18 protein-coding genes are annotated in these 21104 nt (G+C 64.4%); 13 read left to right on the forward strand and 5 right to left on the reverse strand.

What is annotated here, in order from left to right; translation table 11 throughout:
- Positions 1–31: 31 nt before the first annotated feature.
- The 6 genes from NMG10_RS16960 (at position 32) to sugE (ending at position 4668) form a co-directional block, all read left to right on the forward strand.
- Positions 32–838 carry an alkaline phosphatase family protein gene (locus NMG10_RS16960; RefSeq protein WP_203647659.1) on the forward strand — a complete coding sequence of 269 codons (807 nt, stop codon included), beginning with the start codon at positions 32–34 and terminating at the stop codon, positions 836–838.
- Positions 835–1674, forward strand: a complete 840-nt coding sequence (locus tag NMG10_RS16965) for an ABC transporter permease subunit (protein ID WP_011532723.1) — start codon at positions 835–837, stop codon at positions 1672–1674. Before NMG10_RS16960 ends, NMG10_RS16965 begins: the two co-directional genes overlap by 4 nt.
- On the forward strand, positions 1664–2458 hold the full coding sequence (locus NMG10_RS16970; protein ID WP_186733775.1) for an ABC transporter permease: 795 nt from the start codon (positions 1664–1666) through the stop codon (positions 2456–2458). The genes NMG10_RS16965 and NMG10_RS16970 overlap by 11 nt, the downstream gene beginning before the upstream one ends.
- A gap of 1 nt (position 2459) precedes the next feature.
- Entirely contained in the window at positions 2460–3449 is a 990-nt protein-coding gene (locus tag NMG10_RS16975; RefSeq protein ID WP_254464759.1) for an ABC transporter ATP-binding protein, read from the forward strand.
- 13 nt (positions 3450–3462) lie between these two features.
- Positions 3463–4116, forward strand: coding sequence for an HAD family phosphatase (locus NMG10_RS16980; RefSeq protein ID WP_254464760.1), 654 nt, complete (start codon positions 3463–3465; stop codon positions 4114–4116).
- Between the two features lie 234 nt (positions 4117–4350).
- A complete protein-coding gene (gene sugE, locus NMG10_RS16985) occupies positions 4351–4668 on the forward strand; it encodes a quaternary ammonium compound efflux SMR transporter SugE (protein ID WP_050704569.1) in 318 nt (105 codons plus the stop codon).
- Between the two features lie 16 nt (positions 4669–4684).
- On the opposite strand, the gene NMG10_RS16990 is transcribed toward sugE, so the two are convergent.
- On the reverse strand, positions 4685–6559 hold the full coding sequence (locus NMG10_RS16990; RefSeq protein WP_254464761.1) for an MFS transporter: 1875 nt from the start codon (positions 6557–6559) through the stop codon (positions 4685–4687).
- A gap of 235 nt (positions 6560–6794) precedes the next feature.
- Here NMG10_RS16990 and NMG10_RS16995 point away from each other — a divergent pair, with 235 nt between their 5' ends.
- Complete coding sequence (locus tag NMG10_RS16995) at positions 6795–7895, forward strand: hypothetical protein (RefSeq protein ID WP_254464762.1); 1101 nt, start codon at positions 6795–6797, stop codon at positions 7893–7895.
- 2 nt (positions 7896–7897) lie between these two features.
- Positions 7898–8467, forward strand: a complete 570-nt coding sequence (locus NMG10_RS17000) for a LemA family protein (RefSeq protein ID WP_203647666.1) — start codon at positions 7898–7900, stop codon at positions 8465–8467.
- Positions 8468–8477: 10 nt separating this feature from the next.
- Here the strand turns inward: NMG10_RS17000 and NMG10_RS17005 are convergent, their stop codons facing one another.
- Positions 8478–9617 (reverse strand): TDT family transporter, encoded by a 1140-nt coding sequence (locus NMG10_RS17005; RefSeq protein ID WP_254464763.1) that lies wholly within the window; start codon positions 9615–9617, stop codon positions 8478–8480.
- Between the two features lie 172 nt (positions 9618–9789).
- Here NMG10_RS17005 and NMG10_RS17010 point away from each other — a divergent pair, with 172 nt between their 5' ends.
- Entirely contained in the window at positions 9790–10971 is a 1182-nt protein-coding gene (locus NMG10_RS17010; RefSeq protein WP_203647668.1) for an MFS transporter, read from the forward strand.
- A 214-nt stretch (positions 10972–11185) separates the two neighbouring features.
- A complete protein-coding gene (locus tag NMG10_RS17015) occupies positions 11186–14662 on the forward strand; it encodes a PAS domain-containing hybrid sensor histidine kinase/response regulator (RefSeq protein WP_203647669.1) in 3477 nt (1158 codons plus the stop codon).
- On the opposite strand, the gene rmuC is transcribed toward NMG10_RS17015, so the two are convergent.
- Positions 14634–15992, reverse strand: a complete 1359-nt coding sequence (gene rmuC / locus NMG10_RS17020; protein ID WP_232856738.1) for a DNA recombination protein RmuC — start codon at positions 15990–15992, stop codon at positions 14634–14636. The two genes, NMG10_RS17015 and rmuC, sit on opposite strands and share 29 nt — an antisense overlap.
- 330 nt (positions 15993–16322) lie before the next feature.
- Positions 16323–16742: a tetratricopeptide repeat protein gene (locus NMG10_RS17025; protein WP_203647670.1), complete on the reverse strand. Its 420-nt coding sequence runs from the start codon at positions 16740–16742 to the stop codon at positions 16323–16325.
- 940 nt (positions 16743–17682) lie between these two features.
- Between NMG10_RS17025 and NMG10_RS17030 the strand changes: the two genes are divergently transcribed.
- The 3 genes from NMG10_RS17030 to NMG10_RS17040 all read left to right on the forward strand — a co-directional run bounded on the left by NMG10_RS17030 (position 17683) and on the right by NMG10_RS17040 (position 20071).
- Positions 17683–17907, forward strand: coding sequence for a hypothetical protein (locus NMG10_RS17030; RefSeq protein ID WP_050704563.1), 225 nt, complete (start codon positions 17683–17685; stop codon positions 17905–17907).
- Between the two features lie 258 nt (positions 17908–18165).
- A complete protein-coding gene (locus NMG10_RS17035) occupies positions 18166–18648 on the forward strand; it encodes a hypothetical protein (RefSeq protein WP_232856723.1) in 483 nt (160 codons plus the stop codon).
- Positions 18649–18793: 145 nt separating this feature from the next.
- The gene (locus NMG10_RS17040; RefSeq protein WP_203647672.1) at positions 18794–20071 is read left to right on the forward strand and encodes an OmpP1/FadL family transporter; all 1278 of its coding nucleotides are present in this window, start codon (positions 18794–18796) and stop codon (positions 20069–20071) included.
- Positions 20072–20238: 167 nt separating this feature from the next.
- Here the strand turns inward: NMG10_RS17040 and NMG10_RS17045 are convergent, their stop codons facing one another.
- Complete coding sequence (locus tag NMG10_RS17045; protein ID WP_254464764.1) at positions 20239–21033, reverse strand: RHS repeat-associated core domain-containing protein; 795 nt, start codon at positions 21031–21033, stop codon at positions 20239–20241.
- Positions 21034–21104: the final 71 nt, after the last annotated feature.

Raw genomic sequence — 21104 nt, forward strand, 5'->3', positions numbered from 1 at the left:
CCCCACGAAGCCCCGTTTCCCTGGAGCCAACATGCAACACAACGTCATCCTGGTCCTGCTCGACGGCCTCAACCACCAGGTCGCGCACCATGCCATGGGCCACCTGCACGCCTACGTCGAGGCCGACCGCGCCGCGCTGTACCGGGTGGAATGCGAGCTGCCGTCGCTGTCGCGACCGCTGTACGAGTGCATCCTCACCGGCGTGCCGCCGATCGACAGCGGCATCGTGCACAACAACGTCAACCGCCTGTCCAACCAGCGCAGCGTCTTCCACTACGCCCGCGAGGCCGGCCTGGGCACCGCGGCGGCGGCCTATCACTGGATGAGCGAGCTGTACAACCGCTCACCCTTCGACCCGCTGCGCGACCGCCACACCCACGCGCCGAAGCTGCCGATCCAGCATGGCCTGTTCTACTACGCCGACCACTACCCCGACTCGCACCTGCTGGCCGACGCCGAGTACCTGCGCCGCCGCCATGCGCCGAACTTCCTGCTGGTGCACCCGATGAACATCGACGACGCCGGCCACCGCCACGGCCTGGACAGCAGCCAGTACCGCAACGCCGCGCGCAGCGCCGACATCCTGCTGGCCGACTACCTGCCGCGCTGGCTCGAGGAGGGCTACCAGGTGCTGGTCACCGCCGACCACGGCATGAACAACGACCGCTCGCACAACGGCTTGCTGGCCGAGGAACGCGAAGTGCCGCTGTTCGTGTTCGGCGAGGCGTTCAGCCTCGATCCCGCGGCCAAGCCGTTGCAGACCGAGCTGTGCGGCACGATCTGCGAGCTGCTCGGCGCCGCCCACGACAAACCGGTCTGCCGGGAGCTGCTCAAGTGAATGCAAGCCATCGCGGCCGCTACCTGGCCCTGCTCTGCCTGCTGCCGTTCGCCGTGTTCTTCATCATCTTCCAGGTCGCGCCACTGGCCTGGGTCGCCCTCAACAGCCTGCAGAGTGAAAGCGGCTGGGGCCTGGCCAACTTCAGCAAGATCTTCGCCTCGAAGTTCTACCTGCAGGCGCTGCAACGCAGCCTGGAGATCAGCTTCTGGTCGAGCCTGTTCGGCATCGTCATCGCCACCCTGGGCGCCTATTCGCTGCGCCGGGTCGACTCGAAACTGCGCGACTTCGTCAGCGCCTTCGCCAACATGACCAGCAATTTCGCCGGCGTGCCCCTGGCGTTCGCCTTCATCATCCTGCTCGGTTTCAATGGCGCACTGACGCTACTGCTCAAGCAGATGGGCCTGCTCGGTGACTTCAGCATCTACTCCAAGACCGGCCTGATCCTGGTGTACACCTACTTCCAGATCCCCCTGGGCGTGCTGCTGCTCTACCCGGCCTTCGACGCCCTGCGCGAGGACTGGCGCGAATCGGCGGCCTTGCTCGGCGCCAGCCACTGGCAGTTCTGGCGGCATATCGGCCTGCCGGTGCTCACCCCGGCACTGCTCGGCACCTTCGTCATCCTGCTGGCCAACGCCCTGGGCGCCTACGCCACCGTCTACGCCCTGACCACCGGCAACTTCAACGTGCTGCCGATCCGCATCGCAGGCCTTGTGGCCGGCGACATCAGCCTCGACCCGAACCTGGCCAGCGCCCTGGCGATGGTGCTGGTGGGCCTGATGACCGTGGTCACGGTGGTCCATCAATGGCTGCTCAAGAGGAGCTACCATGCGCGCTGAAAACAACGCCGGCGGGCTCTACCACCGCGCGGTGGTGTACCTGCTGTTCCTGATCCTGCTGCTGCCGCTGGCCGGCACCCTGCTCTACTCGCTGGCCACCAGCTGGTCAGCGACCCTGCTGCCCAGCGGGCTGACCTTCAAGTGGTACGTCGCGCTGTGGAGCGAGCCGCGCTTTCTCGCCGCCTTCGGCCAGTCGCTGCTGGTGTGCGTCGGCGCGCTGCTGCTGTCGGTGCTGCTGATCCTGCCGTTGCTGTTCGTGGTCCACTACCACTTCCCCAAGCTCGACGCGCTGATGAACATCCTCATCCTGCTGCCGTTCGCCGTGCCGCCGGTGGTGTCGTCGGTGGGCTTGCTGCAGCTGTACGGCAGCGGGCCGATGGCCATGGTCGGCACGCCGTGGATCCTGATCGGCTGCTACTTCACCATCGCCCTGCCGTTCATGTACCGGGCCATCACCAACAACCTGCAGGCCATCAACCTGCGCGACCTGATGGATGCCGCCCAGCTGCTGGGCGCCAGCACCTGGCAGGCCGCCTTCCTGGTGGTGCTGCCCAACCTGCGCAAGGGCCTGATGGTGGCGCTGCTGCTGTCGTTCTCGTTCCTGTTCGGCGAGTTCGTATTCGCCAACCTGCTGGTGGGCACCCGCTACGAAACCCTGCAGGTGTACCTGAACAACATGCGCAACAGCAGCGGCCACTTCAACAGCGCCTTGGTGATCTCCTACTTCGCCTTCGTGCTGGTACTGACCTGGGTCGCCAACCGCCTGAACAAGGACAAGACCTGACATGAGCTTCGTCAGCGTACAGAAACTGCAAAAGAGCTACGCCGGCAGCCCGGTGTTCGAGAACATCGACTGCCAGATCGAGCGCGGCGAGTTCGTCACCCTGCTCGGCCCGTCGGGCTGCGGCAAGTCCACGCTGCTGCGCTGCATCGCCGGCCTGACCCCGGTGGACAGCGGGCGAATCCTCCTCGACGGCCAGGACATCGTGCCAGTGAGCCCGCAGAAGCGCGGCATCGGCATGGTGTTCCAGAGCTACGCGCTGTTCCCCAACATGACCGTGGAACAGAACGTCGCCTTCGGCCTGCGCATGCAGAAGGTCAAGGCCGACGAAAGCCAGGCGCGGGTGCGCGAAGTACTCGATCTGGTCGAACTCGGCAGCTTCGCCGGGCGCTACCCGCACCAGCTGTCCGGCGGCCAGTGCCAGCGTGTGGCCCTGGCCCGCTCGCTGGTCACCCGCCCGCGCCTGCTGCTGCTCGACGAACCGCTGTCGGCGCTGGATGCGCGCATCCGCAAGCACCTGCGCGAACAGATTCGCGCCATCCAGCGCGAGCTGGGGCTGACCACCATCTTCGTCACCCACGACCAGGAAGAGGCGCTGACCATGTCGGACCGCATCGTCCTGATGAACCAGGGCCGCATCGTCCAGAGCGGCGATGCCGAGACCCTCTACACCGCGCCCGTGGACCTGTTCGCCGCAGGCTTCATCGGCAATTACAATCTGCTCGACGCCGACAGCGCCAGCCGCCTGCTGCAACGCCCGGTCAACGCTCGCCTGGCGATCCGCCCGGAGTCCATCACCCTGGGCCTGAACGGCGAACTGGACGGCGAGATCCGCAGCCACAGCCTGCTGGGCAACGTCATCCGCTACCGGGTACGGGTGCGCGACGTCGAGCTGGTGGTGGACGTGCTCAACCGCTGCGCGGCCGACCTGCACGCGGACGGGCAGCGGGTATCCTTGTCGATCGACCCCACGGCGCTACGGGAAGTGGCCTAAGGAGATACAACGCATGGCACTGGCAATCTTCGATCTTGACGAAACCCTGATCCACGGCGACTGCGCGTCGCTGTGGAGCGAGCAGATGGCCCGGCTGGGTTGGGTCGACGGCAAGGCTTTCCTCAAGCGCGATCATGAGCTGATGGAAGCCTACGGCAAGGGCCACCTGGCCATGGAGGACTACATGGCCTTCAGCCTGGAGCCCATCGCCGGGCGTACCCTGGAAGAGGTCGAGCACCTGGTCGAGCCCTGGGTGGAGGACGTGATCGAGCCGATCATCTACGGCGACGCCTGCCGCTGCATCGCCGAACACCGCAAGCGCGGTGACCGGATCCTGATCATCTCGGCCAGCGGCACCCACCTGGTCGGGCCGATCGCGGCAAGGCTGGGGGTGGACGAATACCTGGCCATCGAGCTGGAGGCGGTCAACGGTGTCTATACCGGCAAGACCCACGGCGTGCTCACCTACCGCGAGGGCAAGATCACCCGCCTGCTGGAGTGGCTGGACCAGGAACAGGAGAACCTGGAGGGGGCGAGTTTCTACTCCGATTCGCGCAACGACCTGCCGCTGCTGCTGAAGGTCGATCACCCGCACGTGGTGAATCCGGACTCGGTGCTGCGCGAGCATGCGCAGACCAATGGCTGGCCGATTCTGAGCTGGTCCTGAACGGGCCTTTCGCGGGTAAACCCGCTCCCACAGGTATTGCGTAGCATCAAGCCTGTGGTGATCCTGTGGGAGCGGGTTTACCCGCGAAGAGGCCGGCACAGGCACCATTGATCCGCCACGCTTGCCTCTCCTGCCACAAATGTGCAGTATAGTGCGCACTGTGAGGACGGCCTCACGACGCTGTGCGTGAACATACCGGGGACGGCCCCATCATTGAATCGATGGAGACTCACCATGTCCTGGATCATCCTGTTCTTCGCCGGCCTGTTCGAAGTCGGCTGGGCTGTCGGCCTCAAGTACACCGACGGCTTCACCCGCCCCATGCCCACCATCCTCACCGTCGGCGCCATGGTCATCAGCCTTGGCCTGCTGGGCCTGGCCATGAAGGAGCTGCCGCTGGGCACCGCCTATGCCATCTGGACCGGCGTCGGCGCGGTCGGCACGGTGATCGCCGGGATCATCCTGTTCGGCGAATCCATGGCGCTGATCCGCCTGGCCAGTGTCGCCCTGATCATCACCGGCCTGGTCGGCCTGAAGGTCAGCGCCAGCTGACCTCCCTGCGTTTCCCTTAGCGAACGTCGCCGCGCAGCAGGCTCACCTGCTCGCGCAGCGCCTCGGGCTGCGCCGCCTCCACCGGGATGGCGGCGCCGGCCACCAGGGTCACCCGCGACCACAGGCGCTTGAAGAAGCCCTTGTTCGGGTCACGACTGAAGAAACTGCCCCACAGCCCCTGCAACGCCAGCGGAATCACCGGCACCGGCGTCTCCTGCAGGATGCGGTTCACCCCGCCCTTGAACACATCGATCTCACCGTCCGAACTCAGTTTGCCTTCGGGGAAGATGCATACCAGCTCGCCGTCGGCCAGGTACCGGGCGATACGGGCGAAGGCGCGCTCGTAGGTGGCCTCGTCCTCGCCGCGCCCAGCGATGGGAATGGCGCCGGCGGTGCGGAACACGAAATTGAGCACCGGCAGGTTGTAGATCTTGTAGTACATGACGAAACGGATCGGCCGGCGGATCGCCCCACCGATCAGCAGCGCATCGACGAACGACACATGGTTGCACACCAGCAGCGCTGCGCCCTCGTCGGGAATGCGCTGCAGCTCGCGATGCTCGACCCGGTACATCGAGTGGCTGAGCAGCCAGATCAGGAAGCGCATGGTGAATTCGGGCACGATACGGAAGATGTAGGCGTTGACCGCGATGTTGAGCAGCGACACCACCAGGAACAGCTGTGGGATGCTCAGCTTGGCCAGGCTCAACAGGACGATGGTGATGATCGCCGACACCACCATGAACAGCGCGTTGAGGATGTTGTTGGCAGCGATTACCCGAGCTCGTTGGTCTTCCGGGGTGCGCGCCTGGATCAGCGCGTACAGCGGCACGATGTAGAAGCCGCCGAAGATGCCCAGGCCGACGATCGACAGCATGATCCACCAGGCCTGGCTCATGCCCAGCAACGCCAGCCAGTCATGGGGCACGACGCCGACCGGCACATCCCCCGAATGCCACCACCACAGCAAACCGAACAGGGTCAGGCCGAACGAGCCGAACGGCACCAGACCGATCTCCACCTTGCGCCCGCTCAGGCGCTCGCACAGCAGCGAACCGATGGCGATACCCACCGAGAACAGGGTCAGCACCAGGGTCACCACGGTTTCGTCGCCGTGCAGCCAGTCCTTGGCATAGGCCGGAATCTGCGTGAGGTAGATGGCGCCGACGAACCAGAACCACGAGTTGCCGACGATCGAGCGCGACACCGCCGGGGTCTGGCCAAGGCCAAGGCGCAGGGTCAGCCAGGACTGCTTGAAGATGTTCCAGTCCAGTTTCATTTGCGGCGCGGCGGCGGCGGCGCGGGGGATCCAGCGGCTGGCCAGGTAGCCCAGCACCGCAGTGCCCACCACCCCGGCGGCGGCCAGCACCGCGTACTGGCTGGAGGACATCAGCATCCCGGCGCCGATGGTGCCGGCCAGGATCGCCAGGAAGGTACCCATCTCCACCAGGCCGTTGCCGCCTACAAGCTCCTCCTCACGCAGGGCCTGGGGCAGGATCGAGTACTTCACCGGGCCGAACAGCGCCGAGTGGGTGCCCATGGCGAACAACGCCACCAGCATCAGTTCCAGGTGATGGGTGACAAACCCGGTCGCGCCGATGGCCATGATGACGATCTCGGCCAGCTTGATCGCGCGGATCAACCGGTCCTTGGCGAACTTTTCGCCGAACTGTCCGGCCAGTGCCGAGAACAGGAAGAACGGCAGGATGAACAGCAAGGCGCAGAGGTTGACCCAGATCGAGCGGTCGCCCTCCAGGCTCAGCTTGTAGAGGATCGCCAGGATCAGCGACTGCTTGAACAGGTTGTCGTTGAAGGCGCCCAGCGACTGGGTAATGAAGAACGGCAGGAAGCGCCGCTTGCCGAGCAGGGTGAATTGCGAGGGGTGACTCATCGTCCTTGTACCTGGTTGGGCTTTGTCATTGGAGGCACGTACAGCGTGATAAGCCACAAATCTGCACGGGAATGCCTGGTCATGGCAACCTTGCCGGCACGCTGGAAAGACAGCCAGGGCGATGGCAGACTGCCAGGCACCGAAAACAGCCGCCCATCCAGGGCGCATGAACGAGACCAGGCGCACCGAATGCCTCTCCGCAGGACGCCCCCCAGGAAATGGACATCGAAATACCATGAATGAAGACAAGCGGTTGGCGGCGATGATCGAAACCGCCACCGAAGCCACGAAATCGGCGAAAAATACCGCCGATCTCCTGACTATCGTGGGCAAATTCGTTGACTACAAGGGCAAGCTGCGGTTCGAGTACAAAGCCGACTGGCAAGCGATCCAAGCCTTCACGGTCCTGGCGATCGTCGCCCTGGCGGCCAACTACCTGGGGCCCTGGGCAATCCTGACCTGGTTGGCCGAGGCCTGGGGTTTAACACCGTCGACCTGCGCCTGGATCATCGCGGGGCCAAGCATCCTTTTCGTCACCGGCACGCTTTCCTACATCGCTCGCGGCCGCCACCTGCTGCCCGAACTGTCCAGGGCACTGGCACTGCGCTCGAGCAGGTTCGCCAACGGCCTCGGGGAAATCGGCACGTCCCCCGAACAGTTGCTGGTCCGGTTGCAGCAATCCTTCCGTGATTACGCGCGAGGCAATCACCGTCGCCAGATACAACTCGCGTTGAAAGGCACGTTCAAAGGCCCTCTGCACACCCTCACTTACCACTATGTCGACCTGGAATACGTCGACAGGCATACACAGACCTATACCGAGACAAACAGCAAGGGTGAAACCGTGACACGGTCCCGAAACGTCTACGACCAGTATCGGCGCTACAGCCTGGTGGTGGATTTCCCGTGGGTGCAAGGTATCGCCGTGCGCAGCGACAAACAGACCAAGATCGACCTCGACCACACCTACGAAACCACCTCAAGCGCCTTCAACAGCACACTCACCCTCAGCGGCACAAGTGCGATGGCCTGCGCCCGGTTCGCCAAGCCCGTCACGGTACTGCACCTGCTGAGCATGACCGCGCGCCTGCGCAACCCCAATCTGGAATTCGCCGCCGACGGCGCCGGGCTCTGCCTCAGCTTCGACGATGACAACCTCATCGACTTCGAGATGCCGGGTGACTTGAACAACCCAGGGGCCTTTTACAAGGCCATCGAAGCTGGCATCGACTTGCCCGCGCTGACTACCTTGCTGGAAGCGATCCACGTGCTCGCCGAGCAGCATGACGACAATTTCGAATCACCCACCCCAACCGCCATTCAGAGGGAAAACTGACAATGGATCTACCCGTCATCATCGGCATTAGCGTCGCCGTTCTGGGCCTGCTGGCCGTGATCAGCTATTACAACGCGATCATCGGCGGCCACAACCGTGCGCAACGGGCCTGGGCCGACGTGCTGACCTACGAGCGGCAGAAGAGCAAGGTACTCGACGGCTTGCAGCCGCATGTCAGCCACTATCAGGACTACGAACACAACCTGATGAGCGAGATCACGCGCCTGCGCAGCGCCATTGCCGAGCTGCCGAGCGCGGCCAACGGCACTTCGTTGGTCGCCGCCGAGAGCGCCACTCGCTCGCTGCTCAATGGCCTGCGCGTTGCCGTCGAAGCTTATCCTGACCTCAAGGCGTCCGAGGTGCTCGGCAACTTCATGCGGGAAATCACCGAACAACAGGAAAACGTCGGTGCGGCGATCGTCATCTTCAACGGCGAGGTGGAGCGCTTCAACAACAGCATCCAGATGTTACCGGGCTCGATGGTCAATGACATGCTGAACCGCAAGGCACCGATCGCCCCGTTCACCGACGCAGAGGCCTCAGGCAGCTTCAACTACACGCCCAATCTCTGAATCCCCGCCGTTACTGCCGGGCGATGCAAGGCGAGACGAACAGCTCGCCACGCCACGCCCCACGCAGGGTACGGCTGGCCACCAGCAGCCAGAGCAGCGCCAGCGCTACCACCAGTGCCTGGCCAAACACACTGAAGAAACCCAGCTCAAGCCAGGCCGCCAGCTTCAGGGTGGCCAGGCAATACACACCCAGCGGGAACGTGAACCCCCACCAGCCGAGGTTGAACGGCATGCCCTGGCGCATGTAGCGCAGGGTGATCAGCACCGCCGTAAGCAACCACCACAGCCCCGCGCCCCAGAGCACGATGCCGGCCACCAGCCCCAGCCCGCGGGCCACCTCGCCGAGGCCGCCCAGGCCATTGGCGGCGAACACCGCAGGGGCATCGCCGCCGAGCACCAGCATGCCCAGCGCGCCGGTACCGATCGGGCCCAGCGCCAGCCAGCTGGAGGCGGCCATGTTCGCTGGCGGCAGTTTATGCAGGGCCATGCGCAGCATGAGGATGGTGAGGATGCTGAACGCCACCGGCAACGACACCGCCCACATCACATAGCTGGTGATCACCACCAGAAACTGCCGGTGCGCATCCACCAGGTGCGGCGCCAGCAACCCGCCACTGGCGGCGGCGACTTCCGCCGCCACCACCGGCAGCAGCCACACCGCGGTCATCTGGTCGATGCTGTGCTCCTGGCGGGTGAACATCAGGTAGGGAATGGCCACGCCGCACAGCAGCGCCAGGCCCACGTCCAGCCACCAGAGCATTTCCACCCACGGCACCACCGACTCGCCCCAGCGCGCCAGGCCGAACACCAGGGCGCCGTTGAGGATGGTGGCCAGGCCCATGGGGATGGTGCCAAAGAACATCGACACGGTGGAGTGGGCGAAGATCCGCCGCGCCTCATCGAAGAACATCACCCAGCGGGCGCCATACAAGACGCAGAACAGGGTGAACAGGCCAATGGTCAGCCACCACAGGCCCTCGGCAAGGGTGTCCAGCAGTGGCACCTGCACCTGGTGCAACGCCAGGGCCAGTACGCCGGTGCCCATGGTCGCGGCGAACCAGTTGGGGGTGAACTGGCGAATCACTTCACGGGGATGGGCCAGATGGCTCAACGGGCGCCACGAGGGGGCGCGGGTCTGGGTGCATGGCATGGGATGTCTCCTGGCCTTGTGTAAGGTGGATTTATCTTATGCCCTCGAAGAATATCTATATAACGGGTAATTTCTCTATCTGTTATCTGTTTTGCAGATATAGCTAAAGGCATAGGCTCTGGAATATGCTTGGCGCGGTTTTCCTGATGACAATAATGACAAGGACCTGTCGATGCTCACCGCCCTCAAGCGCTACCCCAACCCGGTACGCCTGCTCCTGCTCACCACCTTCACCCTGACCATGGCCCGGGCGATCACCCTGCCCTACCTGGTGGTCTACCTGGCCGACAATTTCCAGCTCTCGGTCGGCCGTATCGGCCTGGTGATCGGCGGCGCGCTGATCGTCGCCTCGCTGCTGAGCCTGTACGGTGGGCACCTGGTCGACACCGTGCGCAACCATACCCTGGTGATCGCCAGCCTGCTGGTGTTCGCCCTGGCCTTCGTCGGCGCCATCGCCAGTCGCTCGGCCGCCCTGTTCTTCCTCTGCCTGGTGGTGATCAACCTGGCCCTGGCGCTGGTCGACATCGCCGCCAAGGCCGCCTTCTGTGCCCTGTTGCCGGTGGAGCAGCGCGCCGAGGTGTTCGCCATCAAGTACACCCTGAGCAACATCGCCTATGCCGTGGGGCCGATGCTCGGCGTGGCCCTGATCGAGGTGGACGGCCACCTGCCCTTTGTGGTCTCGGCGCTGATCGGCCTCGCCATGTGCCTGGCTTACCAGCGCCTGGGCGTTCGCGACCTGCAGCCCCAGGACCGGCCGCAGCCCGGCGCCGGCTTCGGCCAGGTGGCGCTGGGCCTGCTGCGCGACCGGCGGCTGGTATGCTTCACCCTGGGCGGCGTGCTCAGCGCGGTGGTGTTCGGCCAGTTCACCGCCTACCTGTCGCAGTACCTGGTGGTGACCCGCAACCCCGCCGAGGCGGCGCGGCTGGTCGGCTACCTGGTGACCACCAACGCGGTGACGGTAATCGCCTTGCAGTACCTGATCGGCAAGCGCATCGACCGGCGCCGGCTGATGCCCTGGCTGATGGCCGGCATGGGCCTGTTCGTCGCCGGGCTGCTGGGTTTTTCCCTGGCCGGCACGGCGCTGGCCTGGTGCCTGGCGATGCTGGTGTTCACCCTGGGCGAGATCATCGTGATTCCGGCCGAGTACATGTTCATCGACCTCATCGCCCCGGAGCACCTGCGTGGCATCTATTACGGCGCACAGAACCTGGGCAACCTGGGCGCGGCACTGGGGCCGGTGCTGGTGGGCGTCGCGCTCGGGCACCTGGTGCCGGTGGCGGTGTTCTATCTGCTGATCGGGTCGGTGATACTGGCCGGTGTGTTCTACTGGCTGGGGACGCGCCGAGCTGAGTGATGCCATCGCGGGGCAAGTCGCATCGGCGCACCGCCGCTCCCACGCCCAAGGGCAGCTCGACATTCGTGGGAGCGGCGGTGCGCCGATGCGACTTGCCCCGCGATGGTCCCTGCGACGTCCTGCCACTGCGACCATGGTCGGCGCTGACGAACCGCGCCCTGCGTGCCAGACTGATTGATCGTGACCGCGTTTCATTTTTTGCTCCGGAGTTTGCATGTCGTTGTCCAGCGGGCTGATCGCCGTGGTCGCCCTGGCCTACATGGCCATCATGTTCGCCATCGCCTTCTATGGCGACCGCCGCAGCACGCCGTTGCCGCCGCGCCTGCGCGCCTGGGTTTACAGCCTGTCGCTGGCGGTGTACTGCACCAGCTGGACCTTCTTCGGCGCGGTCGGCCAGGCCGCCGAACAATTGTGGGCGTTCCTGCCCATCTACCTGGGTCCGGTGCTGCTGCTGATCTTCGCGCCCTGGGTGCTGCAGAAGATGGTGCTGATCAGCAAGCAGCAGAACATCACCTCGATCGCCGACTTCATCGCCGCCCGCTACGGCAAGTCGCAGACCCTGGCGGTGGTGGTGGCGCTGATCTGCCTGGTCGGCGTGCTGCCGTACATCGCCCTGCAGCTCAAGGGCATCGTGCTGGGGGTGAACCTGTTGATCGGCGCCAACGCCGATGCCACCGGCAGCCGGGTGCAGGACACCGCGCTGGTGGTGTCGCTGGTGCTGGCGCTGTTCGCCATCGTCTTCGGCACCCGCAGCCTGGACGTCACCGAGCACCACCGCGGCATGGTCCTGGCGATCGCCTTCGAGTCGCTGGTCAAGCTGCTGGCCTTCCTCGCCGTGGGCGCCTTCGTGGTGTTCAACCTGTATGACGGCTTCGACGACCTGTTCACCCAGGCCCGGCAGTCGGTGCACCTGAACGATTATTGGGAAGAAACCATCAACTGGCCGTCGATGGTGGTGCAGACCGCCGTGGCGATGATGGCGATCATCTGCCTGCCGCGGCAGTTCCACGTCACCGTGGTGGAGAACATCGAGCCCCAGGACATGCGCCTGGCGCGCTGGGTGTTCCCGCTGTACCTGGCCCTGGCCGCGCTGTTCGTGGTGCCCATCGCCCTGGCCGGGCAGATGCTGCTGCCGGGCACGGTGATCTCCGACTCGTTCGTGATCAGCCTGCCACTGGCCGAGGCCCACCCGAGCCTGGCCCTGCTGGCGTTCATCGGCGGCGCCTCGGCGGCCACAGGCATGGTCATCGTCGAGGCCGTGGCGCTGTCGACCATGGTCTCCAACGACATGCTGCTGCCCTGGCTGCTGCGACGCAACAACGCCGAGCGGCCTTTCGAGGTGTTCCGCCACTGGATGCTCTCGGTGCGCCGGGTGACCATCGTGGTCATCCTGCTGCTGGCCTACGTCAGCTACCGCCTGCTCGGCTCCACCGCGAGCCTGGCGACCATCGGCCAGATCGCCTTCGCCGCGGTGACCCAGCTGACCCCGGCGATGCTCGGCGCGCTGTACTGGAAACAGGCCAACCGCCGCGGCGTGTTCGCCGGCCTGGCCGCCGGCATCTTCCTGTGGTTCTACACCCTGGTGCTGCCGATCGCCGCCCACAGCCTGGGCTGGTCGCTGCAGTTGTTCCCGGGGCTGGCCTGGTTGCACGGCAACCCGCTCAACCTGCCGATCACCCCGCTCACCCAGGGCGTGGTGCTGTCGCTGGCGGGCAACTTCACCCTGTTCGCCTGGGTCTCGATCCTCTCCCGTACACGGGTTTCCGAGCACTGGCAGGCCGGGCGCTTCATTGGCCAGCAGACCAGCGCCCGACCTTCCAGCAAACCCCTGCTGGCGGTGCAGATCGACGACCTGCTCAAGCTTGCCGCGCGCTTCGTCGGCGAGGAGCGCGCCCGGCAAAGCTTCATCCGCTTCGCCTACCGCCAGGGCAAGGGTTTCAACCCCAACCAGAACGCCGACGGCGACTGGATCGAGCACACCGAGCGGCTGCTGGCCGGCGTGCTCGGCACCTCCTCGACCCGCGCCGTGGTCAAGGCTGCCATCGAAGGCCGCGACATGCAGCTCGAGGACGTGGTGCGCATCGCCGACGAAGCCAGCGAGGTGCTGCAGTTCAACCGCGCGCTGCTGCAGGGCGCCATCGAGAACATCAACCAGGGCATCAGCGTGGTCGACCAGAACCTGCGCCTGGTGGCCTGGAACCGGCGTTACCTGGAGCTGTTCAACTACCCCGACGGGCTGATCAGCGTCGGCCGGCCGATTGCCGACATCATCCGCTACAACGCCGAGCGCGGCCTGTGCGGCCCGGGCGAGGCCCAGGTGCATGTGGCGCGGCGCCTGCACTGGATGCGCCAGGGCCGGGCCCACTCCTCCGAACGGCTGTTCCCCAATGGCCGGGTGATCGAGCTGATCGGCAACCCGATGCCCGGCGGCGGCTTCGTCATGAGCTTCACCGACATCACCCCGTTCCGCGAGGCCGAGCAAGCCCTGCGCGATTCCAACGAAGGCCTGGAACAACGCGTCGCCGAACGTACCCACGAACTGTCGCAGCTCAACCAGGCGCTGACCGAGGCCAAGAGCCGCGCCGAGGCGGTCAGCCAGTCCAAGACCCGCTTCCTCGCCGCCGTCAGCCACGACCTGATGCAACCGCTCAACGCCGCCCGGCTGTTCTCCGCCGCCTTGTCGCAACAGGCCGAGGCCATGAACGACGAGGCCCGGCAGCTGGTGCAGCACATGGACAGCTCGCTGCGCTCGGCCGAGGAGCTGATCAGCGACCTGCTCGACATCTCGCGCCTGGAGAACGGCAAGGTCACCCCCGACATCAAACCCTTCGCCCTCAACGAGCTGTTCGATACCCTCGGCGCCGAGTTCAAGGTGCTGGCCGCCGAAAAAGGCCTGGAGTTCCGCCTGCGCGGCAGCCGCCTGCGGGTGGACAGCGACATCAAGCTGCTGCGCCGGGTGCTGCAGAACTTCCTCACCAACGCCCTGCGCTACGGCAAGAGCCCGCTGCTGCTGGGCGCACGGCGCCAGGGCGAACGCCTGTGGCTGGAGGTGTGGGACCGCGGCCCGGGCATCGCCGACGACAAGCTGCAGGTGATCTTCCAGGAGTTCAAGCGCCTGGACAGCCACCAGACCCGCGCCGAGAAAGGCCTGGGCCTGGGCCTGGCGATCGCCGACGGCCTGTGCCGGGTGCTCGGGCATTCGCTGGAGGTGCGCTCCTGGCCGGGCAAGGGCAGCGTGTTCCGCGTCAGCGTGCCCATCGCCCACAGCCCCGCGCCCGCGACGCCCGCCCCCGTGGAGCAGGCCGGGCAGCCGCTGGCCGGGCTGCAGGTGCTGTGCGTGGACAACGAGGACAGCATCCTGATCGGCATGAACAGCCTGCTCAGCCGTTGGGGTTGCCAGGTGTGGACGGCGCGTAACCAGGCCGAATGCGAGGCCCTGCTCGGCAAGGGCCTGCGCCCGCACCTGGCGCTGGTGGACTACCACCTGGATGACGGCGAGACCGGCACCGGGCTGATGGGCTGGCTACGGACGCGCCTGGGCGAGCCGGTGCCCGGGGTGGTGATCAGCGCTGACGGACGCAACGAGACCATCGCCCTGGTGCATGCCGCGGGCCTTGACTACCTGGCCAAGCCGGTCAAGCCGGCGGCCCTGCGCGCCCTGCTCAATCGGCATCTGAGCCTGGTTCAGTAAGCGCTTCGTCGGCCAGGGCGCGCTCGATCAGCTCGGCGGGCAGGCTCTTGCTGGCCCGGGCACCGAGCAGCTTGAGCTGCTCGCTGCGGCTGACCAGGTTGCCGCGCCCCTCGCACAACTTATTGCGCGCCGCGGCGTAGGCCTTGTCCACCTGGGCCAGGCGCGCGCCGAGCTCGTCCAGGTCCTGGATGAACAGCACGAACTTGTCGTACAGCCAGCCGGCGCGTTCGGCGATCTCCCGGGCGTTCTGCCCCTGGCGTTCCTGCTTCCACAGGCTGTCGATCACCCGCAGGGTGGCGAGCAGGGTGGTCGGGCTGACGATCACGATCTGCCGGTCGAAGGCCTCCTGGAACAGGTTGGGCTCGGCCTGCAGCGCCGCCGAGAAGGCCGCCTCGATGGGCACGAACAGCAGCACGAAATCGAGGCTGTGCAAGCCCTCGAGGCGGTTGTAGTCCTTGCTCGACAAGCCCTTGACGTGGTTGCGCAACGACTGCACATGCTGCTTGAGCGCGGCTTCGTCGTTGTTGCCGACGAACTGCTGGTAGGCCGTCAGGCTGACCTTGGCGTCCACCACCACCTGCTTGTCGCCCGGCAGCATGATCAGTACATCGGGCTGGAAGCGCTCGCCGTCGGCGCTGCGCAGGCTGACCTGGGTCTGGTACTCGCGGCCCTTCTCCAGGCCCGCGTGCTCCAGCACCCGCTCCAGGATCAGCTCGCCCCAGTTGCCCTGGGTCTTCTGGCCCTTGAGCGCCTGGGTGAGGTTGGTGGCCTCGTCGGACAGGCGCAGGTTGAGCTGCTGCAGGCGCTCGAGCTCCTTGCCCAGGGAGAAGCGTTCGCGGGCCTCCTGCTGGTAGCTTTCCTCGACGCGCTTCTCGAACGCCTGGATACGCTCCTTGAGCGGATCGAGCAATTGCCCCAGGTGCTGCTGGCTGGTCTGGGCGAAGCGTTGTTCGCGCTCGTCGAAGATCTTGGTGGCCAGGTCGGCGAACTGCGCGCGCAGGGTGTCGCGGGCCTCCTGCAGGTCCTCGAGGCGTTGCTGGTGGCTCTCCTGCTGTTCACGCAGCTCGGCCTCCAGGCGTGCGGTTTGGGCCTCGAGGCGACGCAGCTCGGCCTCGCGGTTGGCGCGCTCGAGGTGCCAGGCATGGGCGGCGTCACGGGCGTTGTCGCGGTCGATCTGCAGCAGTTCCAGTTCACGGCCCTGGGCGGCCAGTTGGGTCTGCTTGACGGTGTTGGCCTCGCTGAGGTCGCTGACCTCGTCGCGGCTGGCCTCCAACTGCGCCTGCAGGCCGGCCTGGGTCAACTGGGCGGCATTCAGGCGCTCCTCGAGCAAAGCCTGCTCGGCCTTGCGCGCGCCCTGGCCGCGCTGCACCTGCATGACCCAGCCCAGGCAGGGCACGGCGCCCGCCACCAAGCCCAGCAGAATGCTGGTCAGATCCACTGTCATGCTTACCCCGATCGAACATTGACGAATGCTGCGCAGCTTATCAGCCTGGTGGCAGGGCTGCCTGGTCAGTGCCCCCTGTAGGAGCGGCCTTGTGCCGCGAAAGGGCCGTGCAACGGCCCCGGGGATTCGGTGTTGACGCAAAGATCGCCGGGGCCGCTGTGCGGCCCTTTCGCGGCACAAGGCCGCTCCTACAGGGGGACGCGAGGATCGATACCCCTAACCACCGAACCACTGGCGCAACAACCGCCGCGCCTCCTGCGAGCCCTGCCCCGCCGCCAGCTCCAACCAGTAGCGGGCCTGCTCCGGCTCCTGGGACTGGCACAACCGGCCATATTCCAACTGGGCTCGCCGATCACCGGCACGGGCCGCCTGGCGCAGCAATTCATGGCCGATGCGCCGGTCGCGGGCATTGCCGCAATCGCGGCAGAGCATCTGCCCCAGGCGACTCTGGGCCACCACCACGCCCTGGCGCGCCGGCTGCTTGAGCATGCGCCCGGCCAGGTGCTTGACGCTGGGCTTGTCGCCCAGGCGTGGGCTGTCGAGCAGCCACAGGGCCACTTTCAGGGAAAAGCGCTTGGGGGAAGGCAGCGATGGCGAGGCATCAGGACTGGCGAGGTGTTTACCGCGAAGCTTCATGACCAACAGCAAGGGTGACTCGAGAGGCGCGCCACTCTACTCCATTTTTCGTGGTCTGGCCCGGGCGACCTTCGGCTGATCGACATTTTTTTCCATGATTTTTTCTTGACGTTTTCCCAGGGAAAATGCCCATGCCACCTCAATCCACCGATTGTCGGACAATCGATGAAACAGCTGGCACGCCCGTCCTAGAGCAAGCGCCCGGGACAATCCACAGAACCTGTGGATAACTCGGTGGACAACCCCTTGAGGCAGCCCGCAAACCCCTGTGAAATGGGGCTTTCGCTCAAACTGTCGATTTTTTCACCAGCAAAAATTAGTGTTTTTTTTCATTGACTTAAGCCCCCAGTCAAGTCATTGGCGAGCCGTCCACAGGATGTTGCAGGAGGGTTACAACTGTTCAGCCGAGTGTGTACAAGTGCACCAACAAACGGCAGCACGGTGCACGAAAACGGTACAGCCGGGCGATTGCCGGGGCATTTCCCCCTCTTCACAGCAGGCGCGATTGACGACATAATGATCGGCTTCCCGCCAGAATGCCAAAAGCTTGCCAACCCCGAAATGTTCGTGTAGGGTTGCGCCCTGTTAGTACCCAGCTGAAGTCATTCTGGCCACTCAGTCCCCGCAGCCCACCGCTCGACAACGAGCAGGCACTGCCCCATCGGGACCGGCCCATTCGATGATTCACTCGGCAGACCTTGCCCAGCACGAATCACGTTTCAGATTGATCAGGATCTTCCCCGACGCCCAGAACCCTGGTGTCGGTGTGCTGCCTGCCTTCTGTCGTACCTACCAGTCAGCCCAGCGCCCACCTATTGCATGCGCCCCTCTGGCTGCCCTGTTCCAGTCAGGTTCTGCGTCTCCTTAATAAAGACGTCACTGGAACGTTTCTATTGTGCACGGATCAAACACCGTGTCTTACGCAGGAACATCCAACAATATGAGTAACCATCAACAGATCCAGGCTGCCTTTGGCACCCTTTCCCAGGCCTTCGCCCCACTGAAGTGCCTTATCGTTGCCCCACGCAAGGGCAGCTTCAGCTTCACCCTGGTCGACGAGCATGGCATCGCCTGCCACAGCGAGCGGCTCTACCCGGAACAATACAACCGGGCCGAACCGCTGCAGGCAGTGATCGAGCGCACCCGCCAGTCGCTGACCGCATGAACGAATGGCGGGTGATTCACGCCATGAATACGCCATGCAAAACCCAGCCTGAAGGCAATTGGCCTAATCGCCAGCGGGCATATGCCCCGCGCCTTCGGGCTGCAATCGATTTAAAAACAGCCCTTTACACCACAGTTATCACACTACACTTCAACTCGAGCGGCTCCTGCCGCTTCCGGCGGGCCTGACCACTCACCAGCTGCCAAGCTCCAGCGCCCGTCGGCCCTTTCCAGCAGAGGGCATCCAGCAGAGGGCATCATGGGCATCGCTGCGAACGAGTTGAGTCGATATGTGATCCGGCCGACCCTGGTCTACCTGGGTCGTCACTGCGACAGCGCAGAAGCTTTGTTACTGGGCGTTGCCGCAAGCCAGTCTGCGCTGGGGGCCGCCCTGCATGACCGACGCGGCCATGGGCTCTACAGGATCGGTGGGAATCGTCACCGCTGCCTGTGGGACGAATACCTGGCCCGCGACCCCGAACTGGCCAGCCTGGTACGTGGCCTGGCCAGCCAGCACGCCTTCCTGGGCGGCCCGCACCTCGAGCTGACCGTCAACCTGCGCTACGCCACTGCCATCGCCTGGATGCTCATCGAAGAGCAGGCCATGCCGTTGCCGGCGGCCGACGATCTGCTGGGCCTGGCGCGGATCTGGCGGCAGACCTTCCAGCCCCAGGGGCGCCTGCGGGATTTCACTCAGGCCTGGCAACACTGTATCGAGCCAATGCTCACCCCAGCCTCCTGAGCCAACACGTCCTACAACCGGAATAAACGGAATTTTGGTCGGATTGTCCTACAAAACCGCTCTATCTCCTGTGTTTCAGCCTATGGCGCAGCGCGGCATTTGTTGGTAGCTTTTCGCCCCGGAGATCCCAAGGAGTTTTCTAATAATGAAAAAAGTTATGCTCAAAACCTCTCTCGGCATTGCCGTTGCCCTCGCTTCCAGCCAATTGCTCGCCAGCGGCTTTGCCCTGAACGAACAGAGCGTCAGCGGCATGGGGACAGGTTTCGCGGGTCGTTCTTCTTCTGCCGAAGATGCCAGCACCGTGTATGGCAACCCGGCGGGCATGGCCCGCCTGAAGCGCGACCAGATGACCGTCGGTGGTGCCGCGGTCATCGCCAAGTCCGATATTTCCGGACGCGGCAGTAACAAAGGGGGGGAAATGGACGGTGACATGGTGCCCGTGGTCGGCGTGCCGATGGGTTACTACGTCAAGTCCATCGATGACCACTGGAGCGTCGGTTTCGGCGTCTACGTGCCGTTCGGCCTGGTCACCGACTACGGTAGCGACGATGCCGCGCGCTACTGGGGCAAGAAGAGCCATGTCGAGGTCGTGACCTTCCAGCCGACCGTGAGCTATGCGTTCAACGACAAGGTCTCGATCGGCTTCGGCCCGACCATCAACCGCATCAAGGGCGAGCTGGGTTCGAACCTGGCCAGTATCTCGCCGCTGCGTCCGGCTGATGGCGAGGTGAAGATCAAGGGCGACGACACCGCCGTCGGCTACAACATCGGTGTCCTGGTGCAGGCCACCGACCGCACCCGCGTCGGCCTGACCTACCACTCGATGGTCGACTACAAGCTCGAAGGCAAGACCAAGGTCAGCTACCCGCTGCTCGGCCTGGACGGCAACAAGTTCGATGCCACCCTGAAGATCAAGACCCCCGAGTCGGTGGACTTCTCGGTCACCCACGAACTGGACGACCAGTGGACCCTGTACGCAGGCAGCACCTGGACCCGCTGGAGCCGCCTGGAAAACATCACGGTCAACAACGAAGTGCCGGCAGGCCCTGCCGGGCAGTTCAAGACCATCAACGAGGAACAGAACTGGCACGACACCTGGGCTCACGCCATCGGCGCCTCCTACAAGGTGAACAAGGAGTGGGTCCTGCGCACCGGTTTCTCGGTTGACCAGTCGCCGACCAACAACACCAACCGCTCCCCGCGCATCCCTACTGGTGATCGCAAGATTTTCAGCATCGGTGCCGGCTGGAGCCCGACCGACGACATGACCATCGACGTGGCCTACTCCTACCTGTGGGAAGAAGACACCAAGGTCAACAACCAGCCGCACAGCGCGACGGAAGCTGGCCTCAAGGGCAGCTACCAGGCCAAGTACGAAAACAGCGCCCACGGCGTTGGTGCTTCGCTGACCTACCGCTTCTGAGTGGCACCCGCAGCATGAAAAAACCGCCCTCGTGGCGGTTTTTTCATGCCTGCACCCGCCACTGCTCGCCCAGGCGTTGCTGATGTGTATCGTGAGTACTGCGGCCAATCGTGATGCACTGGTGGCAGTGATGATAGATTCCCGCCGAAAACAACCAAGCACCTTAATCAAACAGCTGCATTGCCAGGCTGCCCGAGACCTTCGCCGTCACGAACCGGTCGCACCTTGACTAAAGGAACCTGAGGCCCTCCTTCATTCTCCACTTTTTGACTGCCAAACCCGGGGTAATAATCCTTGTTCGCCTTAAATGCCGCGATATCCATCCCCAATGCCAGTGCATTAGCCCAGGTGAGCCCCCGGTCAAAAATACCTTGCTGAGCCTTATCTCTCTTATTGAACTCACTTCTAGGTTTAGCAGACTGAGGCGTCAACTCGAACAAACCAACCGCTGAGAAGCCTGTGGCCACGCCTCGCGATACAGTTGCTGCGGACTGCAAAAGGACTTGCTTGAACGTTGGAACAGGTCGTCCATCCGCACCATCTACACGCCATGTTCTGTACATCTGGCCGAGCGCCGCAGCGTCCACGCCCAACCAGGGAGTCATCATTCCACCTACGGTCTGCGAGAGTTTGCCGTGGAAGAGACTATTGTTGTATCGCCCATTACGATCCTCACGATTGATCGGATCCCCACTGCAATATGCATACGCATTGATGCCGCCATCTCCAAACGGACTCAGCCGATCAGGAGAGTGGAAACGTTTCAACTCAGGATCGTAGGTCCGGTGCCCATTCCCCGGAGAATAGTTACCCGTCAGCACCTCACAGGGCATCCCACAGTAGGCCAATCGGGGGCCGGCAACCTGCGGCAACGCGCCATAGGGTGTATAGCGCCTGCCCACCTGGCCATCACCAAGCACCGATTGCTGCCAGTCACACATTGCAAGATAGGTAGTAGACATGTCAGACCCAACCGAGCGGTAGATGCCGACAACCTAACATCTGCTCGACCAGCGAATAACTGGCAAAAATG

The sequence above is a fragment of the Pseudomonas sp. DVZ6 genome (genome assembly GCF_024259445.1).
Classification (GTDB): Bacteria; Pseudomonadota; Gammaproteobacteria; order Pseudomonadales; family Pseudomonadaceae; genus Aquipseudomonas; species Aquipseudomonas peradeniyensis.

Coding starts and splice junctions, on each gene's coding strand:
- NMG10_RS17030 (WP_050704563.1), top strand. CDS start 17,683: ATGAGTAACCATCAACAGATCCAGGCTGCCTTTGGCACCCTTTCCCAG.
- NMG10_RS16975 (WP_254464759.1), top strand. CDS start 2,460: ATGAGCTTCGTCAGCGTACAGAAACTGCAAAAGAGCTACGCCGGCAGC.
- NMG10_RS17045 (WP_254464764.1), bottom strand. CDS start 21,033: ATGTCTACTACCTATCTTGCAATGTGTGACTGGCAGCAATCGGTGCTT.
- NMG10_RS16980 (WP_254464760.1), top strand. CDS start 3,463: ATGGCACTGGCAATCTTCGATCTTGACGAAACCCTGATCCACGGCGAC.
- NMG10_RS17040 (WP_203647672.1), top strand. CDS start 18,794: ATGAAAAAAGTTATGCTCAAAACCTCTCTCGGCATTGCCGTTGCCCTC.
- NMG10_RS17000 (WP_203647666.1), top strand. CDS start 7,898: ATGGATCTACCCGTCATCATCGGCATTAGCGTCGCCGTTCTGGGCCTG.
- NMG10_RS17005 (WP_254464763.1), bottom strand. CDS start 9,617: ATGCCATGCACCCAGACCCGCGCCCCCTCGTGGCGCCCGTTGAGCCAT.
- NMG10_RS16995 (WP_254464762.1), top strand. CDS start 6,795: ATGAATGAAGACAAGCGGTTGGCGGCGATGATCGAAACCGCCACCGAA.
- sugE (WP_050704569.1), top strand. CDS start 4,351: ATGTCCTGGATCATCCTGTTCTTCGCCGGCCTGTTCGAAGTCGGCTGG.
- NMG10_RS17010 (WP_203647668.1), top strand. CDS start 9,790: ATGCTCACCGCCCTCAAGCGCTACCCCAACCCGGTACGCCTGCTCCTG.
- NMG10_RS16990 (WP_254464761.1), bottom strand. CDS start 6,559: ATGAGTCACCCCTCGCAATTCACCCTGCTCGGCAAGCGGCGCTTCCTG.
- NMG10_RS17015 (WP_203647669.1), top strand. CDS start 11,186: ATGTCGTTGTCCAGCGGGCTGATCGCCGTGGTCGCCCTGGCCTACATG.
- NMG10_RS16960 (WP_203647659.1), top strand. CDS start 32: ATGCAACACAACGTCATCCTGGTCCTGCTCGACGGCCTCAACCACCAG.
- NMG10_RS16970 (WP_186733775.1), top strand. CDS start 1,664: ATGCGCGCTGAAAACAACGCCGGCGGGCTCTACCACCGCGCGGTGGTG.
- NMG10_RS17035 (WP_232856723.1), top strand. CDS start 18,166: ATGGGCATCGCTGCGAACGAGTTGAGTCGATATGTGATCCGGCCGACC.
- NMG10_RS17025 (WP_203647670.1), bottom strand. CDS start 16,742: ATGAAGCTTCGCGGTAAACACCTCGCCAGTCCTGATGCCTCGCCATCG.